Origin of the sequence: Micromonospora sp. C95, from assembly GCF_018070465.1 — a bacterium.
Taxonomy (GTDB): domain Bacteria; phylum Actinomycetota; class Actinomycetes; order Mycobacteriales; family Micromonosporaceae; genus Micromonospora.
In genome coordinates this window covers 52,071-76,650 of sequence record NZ_JAGPXT010000020.1, presented here as the reverse complement: position 1 = coordinate 76,650, position 24,580 = coordinate 52,071, and the positions used below count along the sequence as shown (strand labels likewise).

Sequence of the window (24,580 nt, the reverse complement as noted above, 5' to 3'; positions counted from 1 at the left end):
CTAACGCAAATTGAGTGATCGGATCGGCTAGTCGGCACCCAGACCTCACTCGTCAGGTATGGGCGGTCGGACCGACGGGAGTGACACCGCCGTCCACTCCGAACCGTCCCACGGACAGAGGAGATCCTCGTGCCCCGACCCAGTCGGCGGCGAGCGCCGCTCGCCGCAGTGACCGTGGCGCTACTCGCCTTCGTACTCATCCTGACCGCCGCACCCACCCCGATCATCGGTCCCGCCGCCGCGCGGGCCGCCCGCCCCACCGTCGCCGCGGCGGCGGCGGAGCCGTTCTCCGTCCTGGTCTTCTCCAAGACCGCCGGATTCCGGCACGACTCGATCCCGGCCGGCATCAGTGCGATCCAGCAACTCGGCACGGCGAACGGGTTCACCGTCACCACCACCGAGGACGGCGCCGCCTTCACCGACACCAACCTCGCCAGGTTCCAGGCGGTCATCTGGTTGTCCACCACCGGTGACGTGCTCAACGCCAGCCAGCAGGCGGCCTTCGAGCGCTACATCCGCGCCGGTGGCGGATACGTCGGCGTGCACGCCGCATCCGACACCGAATACGACTGGGCCTGGTACGGCCAGTTGGTCGGCGCCTACTTCAACAACCACCCCGCCAACCAGACGGCCACGGTGAAGGTGGAGGACACCACCCACGAGTCGACCCGGCACCTGCCGGAGCGGTGGTCCCGCTACGACGAGTGGTACAACTTCCGCACCAACCCCCGGGCCCGTCAGGTGCAGGTGCTGGCCTCGCTGGACGAGCGCAGCTACAGCCCGGGTAGCGGGGCGATGGGACAGGACCACCCGATCGCCTGGTGCCAGAACTTCGACGGCGGGCGGTCCTGGTACACCGGTGGCGGGCACACCCAGGAGTCCTTCACCAACGCCGAGTTCCGGCAACACCTCCTCGGTGGTATCCAGACCGCGGCCGGAGCCGTGCACGCCGACTGCGGTGCCGGCCGGGCGGCCAGCTTCGAGAAGGTGACGCTGGACAGCAACACCAGCAACCCGATGGAGATGGACATCGCGCCCGACGGCCGGGTGTTCTACATCGAGCGCGACGGTCGCGTGCAGATCATCAAGCCGGACACCGGCCAGACGGTCACCGCGCTACGGCTGAGCGTCTTCGCCGGCAACGAGGACGGCCTGCTGGGCATCCGACTCGACCCCGACTTCGCCAGCAACGGGTGGGTCTGGCTCTACTACGCCCCGAGCGCGGGCGGCTCCCGCAACCACCTGTCCCGGTTCACCGTCACCGGGGACACGATCGGCCCGTCGAGCGAGCGGGTCGTGCTGGAGGTGCCCACCCAGCGCAACACCTGCTGCCACATGGGCGGCACGATGACCTTCGACTCGGCCGGCAACCTGTACCTGGCCACCGGGGACAACACCAACCCCTTCGAGTCCGGTGGCTACAGCCCGTTGGACGAGCGCTCCGGCCGGTCGGACTACGACTCGCAGCGCACCGCCGGCAACACCAACGACCTGCGCGGCAAGGTGCTCCGGATCCGGCCGCAGGCCGACGGCACGTACACCATCCCGGCCGGAAACCTCTTCGCACCGGGCACCGCGCGGACCCGGCCGGAGATCTACGCGATGGGCCTGCGCAACCCGTTCCGGATCGGCATCGACCCGGTCACCAACGTGCTCTACGTCGCCGACTACGGCCCGGACGCCACCACCACGAACGCGAACCGGGGCCCGGAGGGCCTGGTGGAGTGGAACATCGTCGACCGGCCCGGCAACTTCGGCTGGCCGTACTGCCACGGCAACAATCAGGCGTACAACGACTACCAGTTCCCGTCCGGTCCGAGCGGGGCGAAGTTCAACTGCTCCGCGCCGGTGAACAACTCCCCCAACAACACAGGTCTGACCAACCTGCCGGCGGCCATCCCGGCCACGGTCGACTACGGCTACGGCGGCAACAGCCGTTTCCCGGAGATCGGCGGCGGCGGCGCGCCAATGGCCGGCCCGGTCTACCGGTTCGACCCGACGATCTCGTCGAGCCGCCAGTGGCCGGCGTACTTCGACGGCAAGGCCATGTTCGGCGAGTGGAACCAGTCGCGGATGTACACCATGCAGGTCACCCGGGACGGCAAGTCCCTTGTCGACATCAACCGGATCCTCGACCAGATGACCTTCGTCCGGCCGATGGACTTCGAGTTCGGCCCCGACGGCGCGCTGTACCTGATCGAGTGGGGCAGCGGCTTCGGCGGCAACAACGACAACTCCGGCGTCTACCGCATCGACTACACCGCAGGTGCCCGCGCCCCCGTCGCGGTCGCCTCGGCGAACCCCACCTCCGGAGCGCCGCCGCTGGCCGTCACCTTCTCCAGCGCCGGCTCACGCGACCCCGACGGCGGAGCACTCACCTACGCCTGGACGTTCGGCGACGGCGGCACCTCCACCCAGGCCAACCCGACCCACACGTACGCCCAGTCGGGCAGCTACACCGCGCAACTGCGGGTGACCAATCCGGCGGGGCGGAGCGCGGTGGCGAACGTGCCGATCACCGTCGGCAACACGGCACCGACGGTGACCATCGAGTTCCCGCCGGACGGTGGCTTCTTCGCCTGGGGTGACCAGGTCGCCTACACCATCAAGGTCACCGACCCGGAGGACGGGACGATCGACTGCGACGAGGTCGAACTCCAGGTCCTGCTCGGCCACGACGAGCACGCCCACCCGCTGGAGCGGCACACCGGCTGCACCGGCACGGTGCAGACCCAGCTCGCCGACGGCCACGGGGCGGAGGCGAACGTCTTCACCGTGCTGGAGGCGACCTACACCGACCAGGGCGGAGCCGACGGGGCCGAGCCACAGACCGGCCGGGCGCTCGTGGTCCTACAGCCGAAACGCAAGGAGGCCGAGTACTACTCCGCCACCGGACGGGTGGCGGGTGCCACCGGGGGCGGCACCGCCGGGGTGGAGCGGGAGACCACCGGTGACACCGCCGGCGGTGGACAGAACATCGGCTTCATCGAGGACGGCGACTGGTGGTCGGTCAGTCCGGCCAGCCTGACCGGCCTCACCTCGATCCGGTTCCGGGTCGCCTCGGCCACCTCCGGTGGCCGGATCGAGGTACGCGCCGGAGCCGCGGACGGACCACTGATCACCACCGCCGCCGTGACCGGCACCGGAGGGTGGCAGACGTACACCGACGTCACCGCGCAGATCCCCAACGGCGCCGCGGCGGAGGGCGCGTTGTACTTCGTGGCCCGGGATCCGAACGGCGGCTCCGGCACCCTGTTCAACGTCAACTGGATGGACTTCGTCGGCCCCGGCGTGAGCGGCAACGCCCCGCCGACGGTCACCGCCTCGGCCACCCCGACCAGCGGGACCGGGCCGTTGGCGGTCACCTTCACCGGTACGGCGACCGACCCGGACGGGGACACCCCCCTGACGTACGCCTGGGACTTCGGTGACGGAGCGACCGCGAACACGCTCAACGCCAGCCACACCTACACCACGCCGGGCAGCTACACCGCCACCCTGACGGTCACCGACAGCCGGGGTGCGCGCGGGCAGGCCAGCGTGCCGATCCGGGTCGACGGGGCGGGCAACCCCTGCCAGGCCGAGCCGGGAGCACAGCGGTCCGACGAGTTCACCGGCAGCTCGCTGGATCGTCAGCGGTGGACCGGCGTGGTGCGCGGGACCGAGTCGTACTCCCTCGCCGACGGATCGCTGCGGCTGCCCACCGCGGCGGGTGACCTGTACGGCACCCGTAACGACGCCACCAACCTGGTGCTCCAGCCCGCACCCAGCGGTGCCTGGCAGGCGACCACCCGGGTCACCCTGGCGGCCCGGGCCGACTATCAGCAGGCCGGTCTGCTCATCTACGGCGACGACGACAACTACGCCAAGCTGGACCTGCTCTACGGCGGCGGCCGCCGGGTCGAGTTCATCAGGGAGAGCGCCGGGACGCCCCGCAACGAGAGCACGGACTCCACCGCTGCTCCCACCGGCGACACCATCCATCTTCGACTGACAAGCGACGGGACGAACCTGACCGCCGCCTACTCGACCGACGGCCAGACCTTCACCGCGGTCGGCCGGTCCGCCGCGCTGGCCGGGATCAGCAACCCCCGGATCGGCCTCTTCGCGCTCAACGGGGGCACCACCGCGCCGGTGATCAACGCTCAGTTCGACTGGTTCCGGATCACCCCGGATGTCACCACGGGGGTCGTCGCGCCCTCGGACGAGTTCACCGGCGACAGCCTGGAGAAGTGCCGGTGGAACGCCGTCGTACGGGAGGACTCGACCCGGTACCGGATCACCGACGGCGCGCTGCGCATCGACGTGCCGAACGGTGACATCTACGGCACCGGCAACACCGGGCCGACGAACTTCATCCTCCAGAACAGCCCGACCGGGAACTGGACCATGCAGACCCGGGTCGACGGCAGTCTGTTCAACGAGCAGTACCAGCAGGCGGGTCTGCTGGTGTACGCCGACGACGACAACTATCTCAAGTTCGACTATGTGACGGACAACGCGGCAGGTCAGACGGTCTCGCGACGGATCGAGTTCCGCAGCGAGGTCGGCGGGGCGGTGCAGAGTACACAGCCGCAGGCGACCGGCCTGACCCAGGGCATCTGGCACCTGCGGCTGGCACGCAGCGGAAACACCTTCACCGCCGCGTACTCGGCCGACGGCACGAGTTGGACGACCCTGCAGACGTTGACGAGCACCGCGGTCGGGGCGACCCCGAGGGTGGGCCTGTTCACTCTCGGCGCCAACCAGACCGCCTCGAAGACGGCCGCGTTCGACTACTTCCGGCTCACCCCCGGGTAGTCGGCCGGCCGAGCCAACCACAGATGCCGGCCCGCACCTCCGCCCGGAGGTGCGGGCCGGCGCTCGTGGTGGTTTGGGAGGACTGTGCGGGAATGTCACCTCGATTTACCGAAACGTTATCTATTGAAGCCTTGCCATCAATCGTTGCACCGGAACTAATTTGTTCAGCGACTCGTCATAATGCCGAAACGAAGGCCCTGGCACGGCACTTCCGCTCGGCTCCATCCGGGACGGTCTTCGGCGGGCCGACCCCGCGCCCCCTGTCCAGCAAGGACAAAGGAGACCGGAGTGCCCCGACCACCTCGTGCCCGCGTACCCCTGACAGCTGCAATTCTCTCGCTCGGCCTTGCCGCGAGCATGCTTTTCGCGGCCCCAGCCGCCCAAGCCGCGCCCGCCCCCGTCGCCCAGGCGGTTCCGGAGGCCGCCGCCGAGACGTTCTCGGTGCTGGTCTTCTCCAAGACCGCCGGCTTCCGGCACGCCTCCATCCCCACCGGCATCGCCGCCATCCAGGAGCTCGGCGTCGAGCACGGTTTCACCGTCGACACCACTGAGGACGGCGCCGCCTTCACCGACGCGAACCTCGCTCAGTACCGGGCGGTCATCTGGCTCTCCACCACCGGAGACGTGCTGACCGCCGACCAGCAGGCGGCGTTCGAGCGCTACATCCAGGCCGGTGGCGGCTACGCCGGCATCCACGCCGCCGCCGACACCGAGTACAGCTGGGCCTGGTACGGCGAACTGGTGGGGGCGTACTTCAACAGCCACCCGGCCAACCAGCAGGCCACGGTCAAGGTGGAGGACCCGGCTCACCCCTCCACCGCCCACCTGCCGGGGCAATGGTCCCGGTTCGACGAGTGGTACAACTACCGCACCAACCCGCGCGGTTCGGTGCACGTGCTGGCCACCCTGGACGAGACCAGCTACAACGCGGGTTCCGGCGCGATGGGGCACGACCACCCGATCGCCTGGTGCCAGGACTACGACGGCGGCCGGGCCTGGTACACCGGCGGCGGCCACACCGACGAGTCGTACGCCGAACCGGGCTTCCGCACCCACCTGCTCGGCGGCATCCGCACCGCGGCCGGGATCCAGGGTGCCGACTGCGGGGCGTCGCTGACCGCCAGCTTCGAGAAGGTGACGCTGGACAGCAACACCAGCAACCCGATGGAGCTGGACATCGCGCCCGACGGCCGGGTCTTCTACATCGAGCGCGACGGCCGGGTGCAGATCGTCAAGCCGGACACCGGCAACACGGTCACCGCGATCGACCTCGACGTGTTCACCGGCAACGAGGACGGCCTGATCGGCATCCGGCTCGACCCGGACTTCGCCACCAACAACTGGGTCTACCTCTACTACGCCCCGAACGACGGGGTGGCACGCAACCTGCTCTCCCGGTTCACGGTGAGCGGTGACTCGATCGACGCGGCCACCGAGGAGGTCGTGCTCCAGGTCGACACCCAACGCAACACCTGCTGCCACGCCGGCGGCACCATGACGTTCGACTCCGATGGCAACCTCTACCTGGCCACCGGGGACAACACGAACCCGTTCTCCTCGGACGCTTACACCCCGATCGACGAGCGGCCCGGACGCGCCGACTACGACGCGCAGCGCACCTCCGGCAACACCAACGACCTGCGCGGCAAGGTGATCCGGATCCACCCGGAGGACGACGGGACGTACACCATCCCGGAGGGCAACCTCTTCCCGCCGGGCACGGAGCAGACCCGGCCCGAGATCTACGCGATGGGCTTCCGTAACCCGTTCCGGATCGGCATCGACCCGGCCACCGACACCCTCTACGTCGCCGACTACGGCCCGGACGCCTCGTCGGACAACCCGGACCGTGGCCCCGAGGGCCTGGTGGAGTGGAACATCGTCGCCGAACCGGGCAACTACGGCTGGCCGTACTGCACGGGCACCAACGAGGCCTACAACGACTACCAGTTCCCCTCCGGCCCGAGTGGACCGAAGTTCGACTGCGCCGCCGTGGTGAACAACTCGCCGAACAACACCGGCCTGACCAACCTCCCGCCGGCCATCCCGGCCACCGTCGACTACGGCTACGGCGGTGACCCGCGCTACCCGGAGATCGGGGGCGGCGGCGCGCCGATGGGCGGCCCGGTCTACCGGTACGACGCCGACCTCGACTCGGACCGTAAGTGGCCGGCGTACTACGACGGCAAGGCGCTGCTCGGCGAGTGGAACCAGTCGAAGATGTACACGATGCAGGTCTCCGCGGACGGCACCGAACTGGTCGACATCAACCAGTTGCTCACCGGGATGTCCTTCATCCGCCCGATGGACTTCGAGTTCGGTCCGGACGGTGCGATGTACCTGATCGAGTGGGGCAGCGGCTTCGGCGGCAACAACGACAACTCCGGTGTCTACCGGATCGACTACATTGCCGGTGACCGGGCGCCGATCGCGGTGGCCAACGCCGAGCCCACCTCTGGGCAGGCACCGCTGGAGGTCACCTTCTCCAGCGCCGGTTCGCGCGACCCCGACGGGGGCACGCTCACCTACGCCTGGACGTTCGGCGACGGTGGCACCTCCACCGAGGCCAACCCCACCCACACGTACGCCGAGGCGGGCAACTACACCGCCCAGCTCACCGTCACCAACCCCAAGGGTCGTACGGCGGTGGCGAACGTGCCGATCACGGTGGGCAACACCGCACCGACCGTGACCATCGAGTTCCCGCCGGACGGCGGCTTCTTCGACTGGGGCGACCAGGTCAAGTACACGATCACGGTGACCGACCCGGAGGACGGGGAGGTCGACTGCGACGACGTCCAGCTCCAGGTGCTGCTCGGCCACGACGAGCACGCCCACCCGCTGGAGCAGCACACCGGCTGCACCGGCACGGTGCAGACCCAGCTCGCCGCCGGACACGGTGCCGAGGCGAACGTCTTCACCGTCTTCGAGGCGACCTACACCGACCAGGGCGGCTCCGGTGGGGCCGACCCGCTGACCGGCCGGGCGATCGAGATCCTCCAGCCCAAGCGCAAGCAGGCCGAATACTTCACCGCGACCGGCCGGACCGAGGACGGCACCGGCGGCGGTGACGCCGGGGTGGTGCGTGAGACCACCGGCGACTCCGCCGGCGGCGGCCAGAACATCGGTGCCATCGAGGACGGCGACTGGTGGTCGGTGGTACCGGCCGACCTGACCGAGATCGACGAGATCCGCTTCCGGGTCGCCTCGGCGACCAGCGGCGGCGTGATCGAGGTGCGGGCCGGCGCGGTCGACGGCCCGGTGGTCGCCTCGGCGACCGTGCCGGGTACCGGCGACTGGCAGACCTACACCGACGTCACCGCACCGGTGACCGGTGCGGCGAGCGGTTCGCTGTACTTCGTCGCCCAGGACCCGGCGGGCGGCGAGGGATCGCTGTTCAACGTCAACTGGGCGGACTTCGTCGGCAAGGGCGTCACCGACAACGCACCGCCGGCGGTCACCGCCACCGCCACTCCGGCCACCGGCACCGCGCCGCTCACCATCGCGTTCGGCGGCACCGCCACCGATCCCGAGGGCGACACGCCGCTGACGTACGAGTGGGAGTTCGGTGACGGCGGCACGGCGGACACGCTCCAGGCCGAGCACACGTACACCGCACCCGGCAACTTCACCGCCACCCTGACGGTGACCGACAGCCGTGGTGCCCGGTCGTACGCGACCGTGCCGGTCCGGGTCGACTCGCCGAACACGTCGTGCCTCGGGGCACGTTCGGACAACTTCGACGACGACACGCTCGACCGCGACCGGTGGACCAGCGTGGTGCGGGAGAACCAGCTCCTGTCCGTCTCCGACGGCGCGCTGCGACTGCCCACCGAGGCCGGTGACCTCTACGGCAGCCGTAACGACGCCACCAACCTGGTGCTCCAGCCGGCACCGTCGGGAGCCTGGCAGGCGACCACGAAGGTCACCCTGCCGGTGACGGCCAACTACCAGCAGGCCGGCCTGCTGGTCTACGGCGACGACGAGAACTACGCCAAGCTGGACCTGCTCTACAACGGCAGCCGCCGGGTGGAGTTCATCCGGGAGACCGCCGGCACCCCGCGCAACGAGGGTGACGACAGCACCGACGCACCGGCGGGTGACACCGTCTACCTGCGGGTGAGCAGCGACGGCACCAGCCTGACCGCCGCGCTCTCGGCCGACGGCCAGACCTTCACCCCGGTCGGTCGCTCCGCCGCGTTGGAGGGCATCGAGAACCCGCGGATCGGCCTGTTCGCACTCAACGGGGGCACCGACGCACCCGTGGTGGAGGCCGCGTTCGACTGGTTCCAGGTGATTCCGGACGAGCCGGCCGGCCCGGTCGACCCGTCCGACGAGTTCACCGGCATCTCGCTGGACAAGTGCCGGTGGAACGCGATCCTCCGGGAGGACCTGAGCGCCTACCGGGTCAGCGGTGGCTCGTTGCACATCGACGTGCCCAACGGTGACATCTACGGCACCAACAACACCGATCCGACGAACTTCATCCTCCAGAACACGCCGAGCGGCGACTGGACGATGGAGACCAAGATCGACGGCAGTCTGCTGGACGAGCAGTACCAGCAGGCCGGCCTGATCGTGTACGGCGACGACGACAACTACGTGAAGTTCGACTTCGTGGTGGACAACCAGGCCGGCCAGCCGGTGTCCCGACGGATCGAGCTGCGCAGCGAGATCGACGGGACGATCCAGGATCCACAGCCGGGTGCGGAGAACCTGACCTCGGCCGAGTGGTATCTGCGGCTGGTCCGCACCGGTGACACCTACACCGGGTCGTACTCGGCCGACGGCACCACCTGGACGGCCCTGACCGAACTGACCAACGCGGCCGTCGGGGCTACCCCGAAGGTGGGCCTGTTCACCCTCAGTGGCAACCAGACCGCCTCGAAGTCGGCGTCGTTCGACTACTTCCGGTTCTCCACCGAGACCGGACCGGACGACGACACCGCGCCGGTCACCACGGCCGAGGTGTCCGGCACCCCGGTCGAGGGTTGGCTCACCGGCCCGGCGACGGTCACCCTGACCGCCGCCGACGAGGACGGCGGCAGCGGGGTGGCGCGCACCGAGTACCAGCTCGATGACGCCACCGAGTGGACCGCCTACACCGCACCGGTGGCGGTGGCCGGGGACGGCGAGCACGAGCTGCGGTTCCGCTCCGTCGACGAGGCCGGCAACGTGGAGGAGACGAAGGCGGTCACCGTCCGGATCGACGCCACCGCGCCGGTCAGCACCGCGACGTTCGCCCCGGCGAACGACGAGGGCTGGCACGACGGCACCGTCCCGGTGGTGCTCACCTCGACCGACGCCGGTTCCGGGGTGGCGCTGCTGGAGTGGTCGCTGGACGGCGGCGACTGGACACCGTACACCGAGCCGGTCGAGATCAGTGGCGACGGGGACCACGAGTTGCTCTACCGGGCCACCGACACCGCCGGCAACGCCGAGACGCTGAAGGCGGCGGTGGTACGCATCGACGGCACCAAGCCGACCCTGTTGGTCTCCGGCATCGCCGACGGCCAGCTCTACGGCGACAGCCAGGACGTCCGGGTGTCCTGGCAGGCGGTCGACCCGACCTCGGGCATCGCGACCGTGGTCGGCCGGCTCGACGACCGTCCCTACCTCAGCGGCACCCTCCAGGCGATGTACGAGCTGCCGCTGGGCATGCACGAGCTGACCGTCACGGCGACCGACAAGGCGGGCAACGACACCACCACCACGGTCCGCTTCTTCGTCACCACCTCGTTCCGGGACATGCAGAACCTGCTGGACCGGTTCAAGGCGACGGGCCGACTCGGCAACAAGGCGTACAACCAGTTGTCGAAGCGGCTCTCCAACGCCCGTACGGCGGAGGCGAGCGGCAACGACAAGCGGGCGATCAAACAGCTCACCGCGTTCCGGACGTTGGCCGGTGACGCCGAACTGGTCGGCGAGGCGGAGATCCGGGACGTGCTGATCCGGGACGCCGACGCCATGATCGTCCGGCTCGGTGGCACGGCCAGCAAGACGGGCGTCAAGGCCAACGACGGCGAGTCCGTCAAGGGCGCCGGCCGCCTCGGCGGCGACCCCACCCGCCTGGCCCCCAACCGCAACCTGTAACCCCACGGCCCCGCCCGGCACCTGCCGGGCGGGGCCCCTCCACACAGCCCCGTTGATCATGAGGTTGGCGGCAACTTCGAAGATCGACTTCGCCGTCAACCTCATGATCAACGCAAGGGGCAAGGCACGGGGTCAGCTGTCGAGGACCGTGCGGAGCGCCTTCAGGTCCTCCTCGGTGGGGTGCCAGGTGCCGGCTTCGGCGTTGGCGCGTACCTGCTCGGGTGTGGTGGCTCCGGCGATGACCGAGGTGACCGCCGGTTGGGCGGCCAGCCCACCGATCGCCACGTGCAGCATCGGCACACCCCGCTGCGCGGCGTACGCCTCGATGCCCTCGATGGTGTCCCAGTCGGCGGCGGCGAGCCGCTGGGCGTACCGCCCGCCCCCGGCCAGGCGACTGCCGGCCGGCGGCGCCTCATCCCGCTTGTACTTGCCGGTGAGCAGCCCGTTGGCCAGCGGGAAGAACGGCAGCATGCCCAGCCCGAACCGGTCGCAGGCCGGCAGCACCTCGATCTCGGCGTCCCGGTTGAGCAGGCTGTAGTGGTTCTGCGCACTGACGAACCGGGCGAATCCCCGGGTCTTCGCCGTCCAGTCGGCGTCGGCGATCTGCCAGCCGGCGAAGTTGGAGTTGCCGAGGTACCGCACCTTGCCGGCGCGGACCAGGTCGTCCAGCGCGGACAGCGTCTCGTCGATCGGGGTACCCGGGTCCGGCTCATGGAACTGGTACAGGTCGATGTAGTCGGTGCCCAACCGACGCAGCGACGCCTCGACCGCCCGGATCACGTAGCGACGCGAGCCGCGTACCCCGAAGTCGCGGCCGTTGCTGCCGGCCATCGACATGCCGAACTTGGTCGCCAGCACCACGTCGTCCCGGCGGCCCTTGAGGGCCGCGCCGAGCTGCGCCTCCGACGCGCCGTGCGGCTCGCCGTAGATGTCGGCGGTGTCGAAGAAATTGATCCCGGCGTCGAGGGCCGCGTCGACCACCGCGCGCGTGCCGTCCGGGTCGAGTTTGCGGCCGAAGTTGTTGCAGCCGATCCCCACGACGGACACCACGAGCCCGGAGTCGCCCAACCGGCGATAGGTCATCTCACTCACCAGATCACCATATGTCGCCTCGTCGGCTGGTCGCAGGGCCGACCGCGGCCGGCTACGGGTCAGGCCACGTCCCAGACCGGCTCGTCGGTCTCGACCACCTCGCCGTCGCCGCGGAACAGCAGGAAGCGGTCGAAAGTGCGGGTGAACCAGCGGTCGTGGGTGACCGCCACCACCGTGCCGGCAAACGCGGTGAGTCCGGCCTCCAGCGCCTCGGCCGAGGCCAGGTCGAGGTTGTCGGTGGGCTCGTCGAGCAGCAGCATGGTCGCGCCGGACAGCTCCAGCAGCAGCACCAGAAAGCGGGCCTGCTGCCCGCCGGAGAGGGTGCCGAAGCGCTGATCCCCCTGCCCCGCCAGCTCGTACCGGGACAGCGCCGCCATGGCCGCGTGCCGGTCCATGCCAGCCCGGTGTTCGTCGCCCCGCCAGAGGATCTCCACGAGCGTCCGCGCCATCAACTCGGGCCGGTCGTGGGTCTGGGAGAAGTGACCGGGTCGGACCCGCGCGCCGAGCCGGGCCATGCCGTCGTGCGCCACCGGGGCGAGCGCCGCCGCACCGTCGACCGGGCCGTTCGCCGGGTCCGGGTCCGTGCCACCCCGGGCCAGCAGCCGCAGGAAGTGCGACTTGCCGGTGCCGTTGGCGCCGAGCACCGCGAGCCGGTCGCCGTACCACAGCTCCAGGTCGAACGGATAGGTAAGGCCGTCCAGCTCCAGCTGCTCGCAGACCAGGGCGCGCTTGCCGGTCCGTCCGCCGGCCAGCCGCATCCGGATGTCCTGCTCCTTCGGGGGTACGGGCGGCGGCCCGGCCTCCTCGAACTTGCGCAACCGGGTCTGCGCCGCCTGGTAGCGCGAGGCCATCCCGGAGTTGTACGCGGCCTTCTGCTTGTACATCAGCATCAGCTCGCGCAGCTTCTGGTGCTCCTCGTCCCACCGCTTGCGCTGCTCGTCGAGGCGGTCGTGCCGGGACACTCGTGCCGCGTGCCAGCTGGCGAAGCCGCCGGGATGCACCCAGGCGCTGCCGCCCTCCACCGCTACCACCCGGTCGGCGGTGTGCGCCAGCAGCTCCCGGTCGTGCGAGACGTAGAGCACCGACTTGGCCGACTCCCGCAGCCGCGCCTCCAGCCAACGCTTACCGGGCACGTCGAGGAAGTTGTCCGGCTCGTCGAGCAGCAGCACCTCGTCGGGGCCACGCAGCAACAACTCCAGCGCGAAGCGCTTCTGCTGCCCGCCGGAGAGGGTCCGGACCAGGCGCTGCCGGGCGGTGTCCCAGGGCAGATCGAGGACGATTGTGGCGACGGTGTCGAAGAGCACCTCGGCGTCGTACCCGCCGGTCTCCCCCCAGGCCGCCAGCGCGTCGGCGTACGCCAGTTGGGCCTTGCCGGCGGCGGTGCTGTACTTGCCGCGCAGTTCGGCGTCGCGCATGGCCGCCTCGGTCTCGGCCAGCCGGCGCCCGGCGTCGCGCAGCGGCGGCGGCGCGAGCGACAGGGCCAGGTCGGCCAGCGTCGACTCGTCGCCGATCATGCCGATGAACTGGCGCATGACGCCCAGCCCGCCGGTACGCGCGATCGCGCCGGTGGACACCGGCAGGTCACCGGCGACCATCCGCAGCAACGTCGTCTTGCCCGCACCGTTCGGCCCGACCAGCGCCACCTTGGCGCCCTCACCGACCCGGAACGACACGTCGGCGAAGAGTTCCCGCCCGTCCGGCAGGACATGCCCGACCGCCGCCACGTCCACGTATCCCACGCGGGCATCCTGCCTGAGCCGGCGCGGCGGGCCAACCGATTACCCGGTCAACGGGTGACGCGCAACACCCGGAAACCCTTCTGGCTGGCGTGTCGAGCCACCTGCCAGCCCTGCTCGACCAGCCAGGACTGCAACGAGTCACCGCCGAGGTGGCGGGCCACCACGAGCCAGGCCACCCCGGCCGGGGCGAGCCGGGGCAGCCAGCGCAGCAGCATCTGGTGCAGCTCGTCCTTACCGATCCGGATCGGCGGGTTGGACCAGATCTGGGCGAAGCGGAGGTCGGCGGGCACCTCCTCGGGTGCCGTCACCCGTACCCGGTCGGACAGCCCGAGCCGGGCGGCGTTCTCGGCTGTCAGCTGGCGCGCCCGCTCGTTCACGTCCACCGCCCAGGTCGTCGCCGTGGCCGCGACGGTGGCGAGTACGCAGGTGATCGGGCCGAACCCGCAACCGAGGTCGAGCAGGTCGCCGGTGGTGGCGATGCCGGGTAGCTCGGCCTTGCGCAGCAGCACCGCGGTGCCCGGGTCGAGGCGGGTGGCCGAGAAGACCCCGGACGCCGAGGCGAGGGTGTAGTCGCGGCCGGCGACGGTGAACTGCACCTCGCGCGCCTGGGCAGGCGCGTTCGGCTCGGCGGTGAAGTAGTGCTCCCCGGTCACGCCGGACATTCTCGCACCGCGTGCGGATCGGGCCGAAGGTACGGCCGCCGTGGTCGCGCCGACACGGTCATCAACTGCATTTGCGCGAAATACCTACTAAAGGGATAAAAATCCCTACTCTGGACGACATGGTGTATCGGTACGACTCCGATGAGGACGCATACGTCCCGTACCGGGACGACGAGCCCGAGGGCGCTCTGCCCCAGCCCGGCCCGCCGCCCCCGGCCGGGCCGTCCCCGTCGCGCTTCCCCACCCCGTCGCTGGCCCGCCCGAACCAGATCATGCTGCCGTCGTCGGCGCCGCCACGGGCGGCGTTTCCCGACACACAGCAGGAACCGGCACCACGGTACGACCCGGCGCCGGCCGCGCCCGACGAACCGACGCCGGTCGGCGTGGCGGCGGCACCGCCGGAGCCGGGCACGACGACCGTCGCGCCGCCGCCCCGCCGAGGTGGCGGTCGCGCGTGGCAGGTGCTGGTCGGCGGCGCCGCGGCGCTGGTGCTGCTCGCTCTCTGCGGTCTCACCGCCGCCACCCTGCTGGACGGTCGGACCCTGATCGGACAGCAGGCCGGACCCAGCGCCGCACCGGACACCACCCGCGGCACGGTGCCCGCCGAGGCCAGCGACCTCGATTCGCGGGACACCGACCAGGCGCCGCTCACCGCCCGCGAGGTCTTCCCCGCCAGCACGCTCACCGTTGGCGACGGCGGGAACGGCTACGAGGTGCTCCGCACCCAGTCCAGCGCCAGTTGCCCGGTGGCCGCCACCGGGGAGGTCTCGGACCTGCTGGTCCGGCTCGGCTGCAACCAGGTCGTCCGGGCCACCCTCCGCGCACCGGACGGCGACCACCTGGTCACCACGGGGCTGTTCAACCTCACCGACCGGTCCAGTGCCGAGCGGGCCCGGGACCGGATCCGCCAGTTGCTCGACGAGCGGCAGGGCCGCTTCCGCGGCATGTCGGCGGGCGACGGCACCGAGGTCGTCGCCACCGCACCGGCCCGGGTCGGCTGGCAGGTACGCGGCCACTACATCGCCTATGCGGTGGTCGCCCGCACCGACGGTGCCACCATCCGCTCCGGTGACACCGGGGTCCGCGAGATCCTCTTCGACATGCTCGAACAGCACCTCAACCAGGGCGTGCTGGAGCGGCGTGCCAACGGCGGGACGGCAGGTCAGCCGACCGAGGAACCCACCGACGACACCGGCAACCAGGACGAGTCCACCGAGGACTGACCGACCGTCGACGACGGGTGACGCGGCCGATGGTTCAACTCTCGGCGGGCACCCGTAGCCGTCGGGTCGCCTCGGCCCGGCGCGCGTACCCGGCGGGATCGTCCGGGTAGCCGACTGCCACCAGGGTCAGCCCGTGCGCCGGTGCCACGGTCACCTCGCTGGCCCGTTCCCGACGGGCCAGCAGGTCGGCCGGCCACCGTACCGGTCGGCGACCGTCGCCGGCGACCAGCATGGCGCCGACCAGGCTGCGGACCATCGCCTGACAGAACGCGTCGGCCTGCACGGTGGCGACCAGGATCCCGTCGGCGTCCCGCCGCCAGTCCAACCTGGTCACCTCCCGCAGCGTGGTGGCGTTCTCCTTGCGCCGGCAGTACGCGGCGAAGTCGTGCTCGCCGACCAGTCCGGCCGCCGCGGTGGTGAGCAGGTCCAGGTCGAGTGCCCGGGGCCAGGCCAGGATCTCGTGCCGGCGCAGTGGATCGCACCCCCACGGCGCGTCGGTCACCCGGTACTCGTAGCGGCGGAAGGTCGCCGAGAAACGGGCGTCGAAGCTGTCCGGCACCGCAACCATCGCCCGCACCCGCACATCCGTCGGGAGCAGCCGGGCCAGCCGGCGCAACAGCCGCTCCTCGTACGCCCGCCAGACATCGCCGGGCAGGTCAAGGTGGCAGACCTGCCCGCTGGCATGTACCCCCGCGTCGGTACGACCGGCAACGGTCAAGCCGGTAGCGATGCCGGCGCCGAGCACCAGATCCAGCGTCTCGACGAGCACTCCCGCGACCGTGCGTCGCCCCGGCTGCGCGGCCCAGCCGGAGAAGGCCGTGCCGTCGTACGCGACGTCCAGTCGCACCCGGGTGCGCTCGTCCACGTGGTACCTCCTCGACGAGTCGGGCCCGGCACCCCCGTGGGGATGCCGGGCCCGACAACGGCCTCAGAGCCTGTCCAGCCGGCCTGGATCAGGCCTTGTCTTCCTCGGTGGCCAGGTCGCTGTCCTCGCGGGCGGCGGCGGTGTCACCGGAGGCCGACTGCGGCGGCTCGGCGTCCTGGTCGGCCGACCGGGCCGCCGGGGCCTCGTCGGCCGGCGCCAGCGCCTCGACCTTGTCCTGCTGGGCGGCCTTGCGACCGGCGGTCTTCTTGTTCGCCTTCGGCTCGGCGACCTGAAGCTCCTCGACCAGCTCGATGATCGCCATCGGCGCGGCGTCGCCCTTGCGCGGACCGGTCTTCACGATCCGGGTGTAGCCGCCGTTGCGGGTGGCGTACCGCGGCGCGATCTGGTCGAACAGGGCGTACACCACGTCCTTGTCCTTGACCACGGTCAGCACCCGTCGGCGCGACGCGAGGTCGCCCCGCTTCGCCTTGGTGATCAGCTGCTCGGCGAGCGGACGCAGCCGCCGGGCCTTGGTCTCGGTGGTCTGGATTTTGCCGTGCTGGAACAGCGCGGTGGCCAGGTTGGCCAGCATCAGCCGCTCGTGCGCGGGGCTGCCGCCGAGGCGGGGGCCCTTGGTGGGCGTGGGCATGCTTGGTGCTCCTCAGGTGTGGCGGCAGCGCGGACTAGAGCTGCTCGGTCTCGCGGTAGTCGTCGGTGTCGTAGTCGGCCTCGCCGAAGGCGTCCACGACGTGCGCCGGGTCGAAGTTCGGAGCCGAGTCCTTCAGCCCGAGACCCATCCCGGCGAGCTTCATCTTGACCTCGTCGATCGACTTCTGACCGAAGTTCCTTATATCGAGGAGGTCGGCCTCGGTACGCCCGATGAGCTCACCAACGGAGTTGATGCCCTCGCGCTTGAGGCAGTTGTAGGAGCGGACGGTCAGGTCCAGCTCCTCGATCGGCAGGGCCAGGTCCGCCGCCAGCTGCGCGTCCTGCGGAGACGGGCCGATGTCGATGCCCTCAGCGGTCTCGTCCAGCTCACGGGCCAGCCCGAACAGCTCCACAAGCGTCGAACCGGCCGAGGCCAGTGCGGTACGCGGCCCCATCGACGGCTTGGTCTCGACGTCGATGATCAGCCGGTCGAAGTCCGTCCGCTGCTCGACCCGGGTCGCCTCGACGCGGTAGGTCACCTTGAGCACCGGGGAGTAGATCGAGTCGACCGGGATCCGGCCGATCTCCGCGCCCGCCTGCTTGTTCTGCGCCGCCGTGACGTAGCCACGCCCCCGCTCGACGGTCAGCTCCATGTCGAGCCGGCCCTTGCCGTTGAGGGTGGCCAGCTTCAGGTCCGGGTTGTGCACGGAGACACCGGCCGGCGGCTGGATGTCGCCGGCGGTCACGTCGCCCGGCCCCTGCTTACGCAGGTACATGCTGACCGGCTCGTCGTGCTCGGAGCTGACGCAGAGCTCCTTGATGTTCATGACAAGCTCGACCACGTCCTCCTTGACCCCGGGGATCGTGGTGAACTCGTGCAGCACACCGTCGATCTTGATCGAGGTGACAGCCGCACCCGGGATCGACGACAGCAGCGTACGCCGCAGCGAGTTGCCCAGGGTGTAGCCAAAGCCCGGCTCCAGCGGCTCGATGGTGAACCGGGACCGGGTCTCGTTGATCGACTCCTCGGAGAGGGTCGGTCGCTGGCTGATGAGCATGTCTTCTCTTCTCTTCCGGGGCGCCCGCCATATGACGCCCACGACACAAACTGTTCCGGTGGCCCGCCCGACCGGGCGGGCCACCGCAACGAGCCCTACTTGGAGTAGAGCTCGACGATCAACTGCTCCTGGACCTGGGTGTCGATCACCTGTCGGGCCGGGAGCGAGTGCACCAGGATCTTCATCTGGCTGGGGATCGCCTCCAGCCAGGCCGGAACGGTCTTGGAGCCGGCCTCGGCCTGGGCCACGATGAACGGGGTGAGCTCCTTGCTCTTGACCCGGACCTCGACGATGTCGTGCTCCTTGATGCGGTACGACGGGATGTCGACCTTCTTGCCGTTCACCGTGAAGTGGCCGTGCTTGACCAGCTGACGGGCCATGTCCCGGGACTTGGCGTAGCCGGCCCGGTAGACCACGTTGTCCAGCCGCGACTCGAGGATCTGCAGCAGCACCTCGCCCGTCTTGGCCTTCTTGCTCACGGCTTCCTCGTAGTAGCCGCGGAACTGCTTCTCAAGCACCCCGTAGACACGGCGGGCCTTCTGCTTCTCACGGAGCTGGAGCAGGTACTCCGTCTCCTTCGTGCGGCCGCGGCCGTGCTGCCCGGGCGGGAACGGCCGGGACTCGAACGGGCACTTCGGACCATCGCACTTGCTGCCCTTGAGGAACAGCTTCATCTTCTCCCGCCGGCAACGGCGGCAGTCAGCACCGGTGTAACGAGCCATCTCTCTCTACCTCTCAGACCCGACGACGCTTCGGCGGACGGCACCCGTTGTGCGGCTGCGGGGTGACGTCGGAGATCTGCCCGACCTCAAGGCCCACGGCCTGCAGCGAACGGATGGCGGTCTCCCGGCCGGAGCCGGGGCCCTTGACGAACACGTCGACCTTGCGCATGCCGTGCTCCATGGCCCGACGCGCGGCGGCCTCGGCGGCGAGCTGCGCGGCGAACGGAGTCGACTTGCGGGAGCCCTTGAAGCCCACCTGGCCGGAGGAGGCCCAGGAGATGACGGCACCAGTCGGATCGGTGATCGAGACGATGGTGTTGTTGAAGGTGCTCTTGATGTGCGCCTGCCCGTGGGCGACGTTCTTGCGTTCCTTGCGCCGGACCTTCTTGACGGCGGCCCCGGCACGAGCCTTCGGTGGCATAAGTCTGTGCGCTCCTGAATGGGTTCTGGCTTCTCGCCCCGTTGATTTCGTAGACACCGGTTCCGGTAGGAGTCCGGCCTACCTCGACGGAGAACGACCAGAATTCCGGTTGAAAGAACTACTTCTTGCCGGGCTTCTTCTTGCCGGCCACGGTCCGCTTCGGGCCCTTGCGGGTCCGCGCGTTGGTCTTGGTCCGCTGGCCACGCACGGGCAGGCCCCGGCGGTGCCGGATGCCGGCGTAGCAGCCGATCTCGACCTTGCGGCGGATGTCAGCGGCGACCTCGCGGCGCAGGTCGCCTTCAACCTTGTAGTTGGCCTCGATGTGGTTGCGGAGCTGGACCAGCTCCTCGTCCGTGAGGTCCCGGACGCGCTTGTCCGGCGAGATGCCGGTAGCGCTGAGCGTCGCCAGGGCGCGGGTGCGGCCCACGCCGAAGATGTAGGTGAGCGCGATCTCCATCCGCTTCTCGCGGGGAAGATCGACGCCGACTAGACGTGCCATGTGCGGGCGTACTCCTCGTGGTGTGCTGGCGAAGGTGTGGACCCGTCCCACCCCGCTACCGGCCGTCCCTGTCCCTCCGGCGCCAATGGCACCGGCGACCGGGATCGGTCGCTGCCCGAGCGGGCCCCGGCCTTCGACCGGGGGTCAACCACGATTGAGTACGCGCTGCGTACCGCTCGCGGCTGGGACGAGCATGTGTGATGTGTGGGCTGGTTAGCCCTGGCGCTGCTTGTGGCGCGGGTCGGTGCAGATGACCATGACCCGGCCGTGCCGGCGGATCACCCGGCACTTGTTGCAGATCCTCTTGACGCTCGGCTTGACCTTCACGGTTGCCTTACTTCCCATCTGGCCCGGCGTCGCGAGGCGCGACACCGGACGTCGAAGACGGACACGGGACGTTTCCCGGCCGCCGTCAGGCTTACTTGTAGCGGTAGACGATGCGCCCGCGGGTCAGGTCGTACGGCGACAACTCGACGACGACCCGATCCTCCGGCAGGATGCGGATGTAGTGCTGCCGCATCTTGCCGCTGATGTGAGCCAGCACCTTGTGGCCGTTGGCGAGCTCCACCCGGAACATGGCGTTCGGCAGGGGCTCGATGACCCGACCTTCGATCTCGATGGCTCCGTCTTTTTTCGGCATGTCCTCCGCTGTCCTGACGTCGGTTACTCCGGACGGCTCACAACGTCTTACACGGGTGCTTGACCAAGATCAGGCTTCCCGCGCCAGCCGCGGCTCCGCGACCCACCGAAGCGCTGGTGGGCATGACGGAGTGGACGCTGCGCGCCGATCAGAAAGTGTACGCCCGCCTGCACGCCGTCGCCAAACCGACCTGCCAGCTGGGCTCGACCAGGTCCAGCAAACGGGACGTTCAGCCCACATCGCCCCGGTTGGGTCGCCGCGTCGGCTCAATCACCGGTGCCCCGGCGGCGTCGCCGGTCGGCCGCCCGCCTTCGGTGCGGCCGCTCTCGGCCGCCGGTGCGGCCTCGGTGACGCCGTGGGCCGCCGCACCAGACTCAGGGGCTCCAGCGATGCCGGGCTGTTGCTGGTCGACGGCCTCACGCTCACGCTTGAGCGCCCGCTTCTCCGCCTTCCGCTGCCGGCGGCGCTCCCGCTCGGCCGCCCAACGCGCTGGCTCACCGCTGGTCAGCCCGGTGACAGTACGCACCATCACCACCGCACCCCACGGACCCGCGACCCAACCCGGCCAGAAGTAGAGCACCTCACCGGCCGCCAGCGAGCTGATGGCCCAGATCGCCACCACGATCCCGACCACCTTCAGCCAGGGCTCCCATACCTCGGCCAGCCAGCGAGCGGTAGGCCCGCGTCCGGCCTCGGCCGGCACCGGGACGCTCGGCTGCCGAGGCGTCGGCAGCACCGCGCCGCCGGGCACCGGCAGCACCGCGCCGCCGGGCACCGGCAGGTCACTGACGAGGGCATCGAGTTCGGCGTAGGTCCGGGCGCCGTAGGCCCGCTGCAACCGCTCGTCGTACTCGTGCAGGTCGAGTCGCCCCTCGTCGAGAGCCACCCGCAGTCGTTCGGCGACCGCCTGGCGGTCGGCGTCCGCTGCTCGCATAGCGTCCCGCTCGTCCATGTCGGCAAGGATGCCACCGCTGTGCCAGCGCTGCCCTGGCGGCCGCTCCGGCACCGCCCCCGGCAACGGTTTCGGGGCCGCTGTCGCCGCCCGTCACCCGGCCCGGGTGGCGCTCGGTTGGCGAGCGGTGACCAGATCGCCCAGGCGGGCCCGGCCGCCGTCGAACGCGGTCAGCACCCACACGCCGTCGGGCAGCAGGGCCATGCTGTGCTCGACGTGCGCGGCACGCGAGCCGTCACGGGTGACGACGGTCCAGCCGTCGGCGAGTTCCGCGGTACGCGGCGAACCCATGGTGATCATCGGCTCGATGGCCAGCGCCAGCCCCGGCACCAACCGTGGCCCCTTGCCCGGCCGTCCGTGGTTGAGCACGTGCGGGTCCTGGTGCATCTCGGTGCCGATGCCGTGACCGCCGTAGCCGTCGACGATGCCGTAACGCCCCGCCTTGCGTACCGCGCGCTCCACCGCGTGCGAGATGTCGGTCAGCCGGCCCTTGCCGCTGGCGGCACCGCGCGCGGCCGCGGCGATGCCGGCCCACATCGCGTCCTCGGCGACCTTGGCCATCCGCAGCAGCGCCGGGTCGACCTCGCCCACCCCGACCGTGATCGCCGCATCGCCGTGCCACCCGTCGAGCACCGCGCCGCAGTCGATCGAGATCAGGTCACCGTCGACGAGCACCTGTTTCGGCGACGGGATGGCGTGCACGATCTGCTCGTTCACCGAGGAACAGATCGACGCCGGGAAGCCGTGGTAGCCCTTGAACGACGGAACCGCTCCCGCCGCACGAATCGTCGTCTCCGCGATCGCATCCAGGTCGGCGGTGCTCACGCCTGGAGCAACCGCCTCCCGCATCCGGCGAAGCGCCTCCGCGACCACGAGGCCGGCGGCACGCATCTTCTCGATCTGCTCAGGGGTCTTCAGCTGGATGTCCAGCTGGGGACGACGCATGGAGGAGCTACCTTTCGTTGCCGACGCAGCGGGGCACGACCGGCGTACCCCGCTGTCAGCACTCTATCCGGCTGGTAGCCGGGCGACCTCAGCCCCCGTACGAGCGGAGGGCGTCGATGGCGCGGACCGTGACGTCCTCCACCGGGCCGGTGGCGTCGATGCCGACCAGCTTGCCCTGCGCGCCGTAGTAGTCCACGAGCGGCGCGGTCTTCTCGGCGTACTCCCGCAGCCGGGCGGCGATGGTCTCCGGCTTGTCGTCGTCCCGCTGGAACAGCTCCGCACCACAGCGGTCGCAGTTGCCTTCCCGGCTGGTCGGGTCGAACTCGACGTGCCAGATCTTGCCGCAGCCCCGGCAGGTACGCCGGCCGGAGAGCCGCCGGATCACCTCGTCGTCGTCGACGACCAGTTCGAGCACGATGTCCAGCGCGGTTCCGAGATCGGCGAGGAGCTTGTCCAGTGCGGCGGCCTGCGGGGTGGTCCGCGGGAACCCGTCGAGCAGGAAACCGTCGGCGGCGTCGGGCTCAGCGAGTCGGTCGCGCACCATGTTGATGGTGACCTCGTCCGGCACCAGCTTGCCGGCGTCCATGTACCGCTTGGCCTCGACGCCGAGCGGAGTGCCCTGGGACACGTTGGCCCGGAAGATGTCGCCGGTCGAGATCTTCGGCACGGACAGGTGCGCGGCGATGAACTCCGCCTGTGTGCCCTTACCCGCACCCGGCGGGCCAACCAGAACCAGTCTCATCTACCGCAGGAACCCTTCGTAGTTCCGCTGCATCAGTTGACTCTCGATCTGCTTGCTCGTCTCCAGAGCGACGCCGACCATGATCAGCACAGCGGTACCACCGAACGGGAAGTTGAGGTACTGCTGCCGGTCGAGCCAGATGAAGAAGAAGTTCGGCAGGATCGAGATGATCGCGAGATACAGCGCACCCGGCAGGGTGATGCGGCTGAGGATGAAGTCCAGGTAGTCGGCGGTCGGCTTGCCGGGGCGGATGCCCGGCACGAAGCCGCCGTACTTCTTCATGTTGTCCGCGACCTCGGTCGGGTTGAACGTGATCGAGACGTAGAAGTACGTGAAGAAGATGATCAGCAGGAAGTAGACCACGATGTAGATCGGGCTGGTCGGGTCGACCAGGTTGTTCTGGATCCACGCCTGGGTCTTGCCCGGGTCATTCTGATCGAAGAACTGCAACGCCAGCTGCGGCAGGTAGAGCAGCGACGAACCGAAGATGACCGGGATCACACCCGCCTGGTTGACCTTGAGCGGGATGTAGGTCGAGGTGCCGCCGTACATCCGCCGGCCGATCATGCGCTTGGCGTACTGCACCGGGATGCGGCGCTGCGCCTGCTCGATGAAGGTGACCGCGGTGATGACCACCAGCACCAGGGCGATGACGAGCAGGAACTTCCACCAGCCCTGGCTCTCCTTGATCCGCCAGCCCTCGCTGGGCAGGCGCGCCGCGATCGAGGTGAAGATCAGCACCGACATGCCGTTGCCGACGCCCCGGTCGGTGATCAGCTCGCCGAGCCACATGACCATGCCGGTACCGGCGGTCATCGTCATCACCAGGATGGACAGGGTCAGCCAGTCCGGGATGCCGGTGCCGGTCGGGATGATCTCCTCGTTGCACTGGTTGTTGAACAGCTGCCCGGAGCGGGCCAGCGCCACGAACGCCGAGGCCTGGAGGACACCCAGGCCCAGCGTCAGGTAGCGGGTGTACTGGGTGATCTTCGCCTGGCCGGCCTGGCCCTCCTTGCGGAGCTGCTCCAGCCGGGGAATGACCACGGTCAGCAGCTGCAGGATGATCGACGCGGTGATGTAGGGCATGATGCCCAGCGCGAAGATCGACAGCTGCAGCAGCGCGCCGCCGGAGAAGAGATCGAGCAGGTTCAGTACGCCCGTGGAGCCCTCGATGGCCTCCAGGCACTTCTGCACGTTGCCGTACGAGACACCTGGGCTGGGCACCGTGGCGCCGAGCCGGTAGATCGCGATGATGCCGACTGTGAACAGCAGCTTCTTGCGCAGGTCAGGCGTACGGAACGCACTGAGAAAGGCGGACAGCAACTTCTTCCTCCTGCGCGAGGCGGGCCGCCGGTCGTCCCTGGCGGGTCGGGGTGGGATCCGGGCAAGTGCCCGGTATCCATGGCTGGGAAGGGACTCTAACAGCCCGATCCCGGTCCGGGCAGATGTGCCCGGCCACATAAACCGAATCCGATGTTA

The 24,580-nt window shown here is 69.8% G+C and carries 17 protein-coding genes and 1 pseudogene; 3 read left to right on the top strand and 15 right to left on the bottom strand.

Annotated features, from left to right (window positions below; all coding sequences use genetic code 11):
• Positions 1–129 precede the first annotated feature (129 nt).
• Both KBX00_RS21230 and KBX00_RS21225 read left to right on the top strand, forming a co-directional pair.
• The gene (locus tag KBX00_RS21230) at positions 130–4,800 is read left to right on the top strand and encodes a ThuA domain-containing protein (protein WP_210829600.1); all 4,671 of its coding nucleotides are present in this window, start codon (positions 130–132) and stop codon (positions 4,798–4,800) included.
• A 357-nt stretch (positions 4,801–5,157) separates the two neighbouring features.
• Entirely contained in the window at positions 5,158–10,893 is a 5,736-nt protein-coding gene (locus KBX00_RS21225) for a ThuA domain-containing protein (protein WP_301548332.1), read from the top strand.
• A gap of 132 nt (positions 10,894–11,025) precedes the next feature.
• On the opposite strand, the gene KBX00_RS21220 is transcribed toward KBX00_RS21225, so the two are convergent.
• The 3 genes from KBX00_RS21220 to KBX00_RS21210 all read right to left on the bottom strand — a co-directional run bounded on the left by KBX00_RS21220 (position 11,026) and on the right by KBX00_RS21210 (position 14,377).
• A complete protein-coding gene (locus KBX00_RS21220) occupies positions 11,026–11,976 on the bottom strand; it encodes an aldo/keto reductase (protein ID WP_210829662.1) in 951 nt (316 codons plus the stop codon).
• 68 nt (positions 11,977–12,044) lie between these two features.
• Positions 12,045–13,724 (bottom strand): ABC-F family ATP-binding cassette domain-containing protein, encoded by a 1,680-nt coding sequence (locus KBX00_RS21215; protein ID WP_210829596.1) that lies wholly within the window; start codon positions 13,722–13,724, stop codon positions 12,045–12,047.
• 47 nt (positions 13,725–13,771) lie between these two features.
• Positions 13,772–14,377: a class I SAM-dependent methyltransferase gene (locus tag KBX00_RS21210; RefSeq protein WP_210829595.1), complete on the bottom strand. Its 606-nt coding sequence runs from the start codon at positions 14,375–14,377 to the stop codon at positions 13,772–13,774.
• A 128-nt stretch (positions 14,378–14,505) separates the two neighbouring features.
• Here KBX00_RS21210 and KBX00_RS21205 point away from each other — a divergent pair, with 128 nt between their 5' ends.
• Complete coding sequence (locus KBX00_RS21205) at positions 14,506–15,609, top strand: hypothetical protein (RefSeq protein WP_210829593.1); 1,104 nt, start codon at positions 14,506–14,508, stop codon at positions 15,607–15,609.
• A gap of 34 nt (positions 15,610–15,643) precedes the next feature.
• Here KBX00_RS21205 and truA read toward each other — a convergent pair whose 3' ends face one another.
• From truA to secY, 12 genes and pseudogenes are all read right to left on the bottom strand, one after another.
• On the bottom strand, positions 15,644–16,474 hold the full coding sequence (gene truA / locus KBX00_RS21200; RefSeq protein WP_210829591.1) for a tRNA pseudouridine(38-40) synthase TruA: 831 nt from the start codon (positions 16,472–16,474) through the stop codon (positions 15,644–15,646).
• An 88-nt stretch (positions 16,475–16,562) separates the two neighbouring features.
• Positions 16,563–17,123 (bottom strand): 50S ribosomal protein L17, encoded by a 561-nt coding sequence (gene rplQ / locus KBX00_RS21195; protein WP_210829589.1) that lies wholly within the window; start codon positions 17,121–17,123, stop codon positions 16,563–16,565.
• A gap of 34 nt (positions 17,124–17,157) precedes the next feature.
• Complete coding sequence (locus KBX00_RS21190) at positions 17,158–18,180, bottom strand: DNA-directed RNA polymerase subunit alpha (RefSeq protein ID WP_013735931.1); 1,023 nt, start codon at positions 18,178–18,180, stop codon at positions 17,158–17,160.
• Positions 18,181–18,275: 95 nt separating this feature from the next.
• Positions 18,276–18,902, bottom strand: coding sequence for a 30S ribosomal protein S4 (gene rpsD / locus KBX00_RS21185; protein ID WP_210829586.1), 627 nt, complete (start codon positions 18,900–18,902; stop codon positions 18,276–18,278).
• A 13-nt stretch (positions 18,903–18,915) separates the two neighbouring features.
• Positions 18,916–19,323 (bottom strand): 30S ribosomal protein S11, encoded by a 408-nt coding sequence (rpsK, locus tag KBX00_RS21180; RefSeq protein WP_013288613.1) that lies wholly within the window; start codon positions 19,321–19,323, stop codon positions 18,916–18,918.
• Positions 19,324–19,441: 118 nt separating this feature from the next.
• Entirely contained in the window at positions 19,442–19,822 is a 381-nt protein-coding gene (gene rpsM / locus KBX00_RS21175) for a 30S ribosomal protein S13 (RefSeq protein ID WP_210829584.1), read from the bottom strand.
• 213 nt (positions 19,823–20,035) lie between these two features.
• A complete protein-coding gene (gene rpmJ / locus KBX00_RS21170) occupies positions 20,036–20,149 on the bottom strand; it encodes a 50S ribosomal protein L36 (RefSeq protein WP_012184307.1) in 114 nt (37 codons plus the stop codon).
• A 91-nt stretch (positions 20,150–20,240) separates the two neighbouring features.
• Complete coding sequence (gene infA, locus KBX00_RS21165) at positions 20,241–20,462, bottom strand: translation initiation factor IF-1 (protein ID WP_007073013.1); 222 nt, start codon at positions 20,460–20,462, stop codon at positions 20,241–20,243.
• A gap of 376 nt (positions 20,463–20,838) precedes the next feature.
• Positions 20,839–21,396, bottom strand: a pseudogene (locus tag KBX00_RS21160) (DUF1707 domain-containing protein); the annotation flags it as partial.
• 111 nt (positions 21,397–21,507) lie between these two features.
• On the bottom strand, positions 21,508–22,359 hold the full coding sequence (gene map, locus KBX00_RS21155; protein ID WP_210829582.1) for a type I methionyl aminopeptidase: 852 nt from the start codon (positions 22,357–22,359) through the stop codon (positions 21,508–21,510).
• 88 nt (positions 22,360–22,447) lie between these two features.
• Positions 22,448–23,101: an adenylate kinase gene (locus tag KBX00_RS21150; protein ID WP_210829580.1), complete on the bottom strand. Its 654-nt coding sequence runs from the start codon at positions 23,099–23,101 to the stop codon at positions 22,448–22,450.
• Complete coding sequence (gene secY, locus KBX00_RS21145) at positions 23,102–24,424, bottom strand: preprotein translocase subunit SecY (protein ID WP_210829578.1); 1,323 nt, start codon at positions 24,422–24,424, stop codon at positions 23,102–23,104.
• Between the last annotated feature and the right edge of the window lie 156 nt (positions 24,425–24,580).

What these genes read in the sequence shown, in the direction of transcription:
- KBX00_RS21225 (WP_301548332.1), top strand. Translation starts at nt 5,158, where the DNA reads ATGCTTTTCGCGGCCCCAGCCGCCCAAGCCGCGCCCGCCCCCGTCGCC.
- KBX00_RS21220 (WP_210829662.1), bottom strand. Translation starts at nt 11,976, where the DNA reads ATGACCTATCGCCGGTTGGGCGACTCCGGGCTCGTGGTGTCCGTCGTG.
- KBX00_RS21205 (WP_210829593.1), top strand. Translation starts at nt 14,506, where the DNA reads ATGGTGTATCGGTACGACTCCGATGAGGACGCATACGTCCCGTACCGG.
- rplQ (WP_210829589.1), bottom strand. Translation starts at nt 17,123, where the DNA reads ATGCCCACGCCCACCAAGGGCCCCCGCCTCGGCGGCAGCCCCGCGCAC.
- KBX00_RS21190 (WP_013735931.1), bottom strand. Translation starts at nt 18,180, where the DNA reads ATGCTCATCAGCCAGCGACCGACCCTCTCCGAGGAGTCGATCAACGAG.
- rpsD (WP_210829586.1), bottom strand. Translation starts at nt 18,902, where the DNA reads ATGGCTCGTTACACCGGTGCTGACTGCCGCCGTTGCCGGCGGGAGAAG.
- rpsK (WP_013288613.1), bottom strand. Translation starts at nt 19,323, where the DNA reads ATGCCACCGAAGGCTCGTGCCGGGGCCGCCGTCAAGAAGGTCCGGCGC.
- rpsM (WP_210829584.1), bottom strand. Translation starts at nt 19,822, where the DNA reads ATGGCACGTCTAGTCGGCGTCGATCTTCCCCGCGAGAAGCGGATGGAG.
- infA (WP_007073013.1), bottom strand. Translation starts at nt 20,462, where the DNA reads ATGCCGAAAAAAGACGGAGCCATCGAGATCGAAGGTCGGGTCATCGAG.
- map (WP_210829582.1), bottom strand. Translation starts at nt 22,359, where the DNA reads ATGCGTCGTCCCCAGCTGGACATCCAGCTGAAGACCCCTGAGCAGATC.
- KBX00_RS21150 (WP_210829580.1), bottom strand. Translation starts at nt 23,101, where the DNA reads ATGAGACTGGTTCTGGTTGGCCCGCCGGGTGCGGGTAAGGGCACACAG.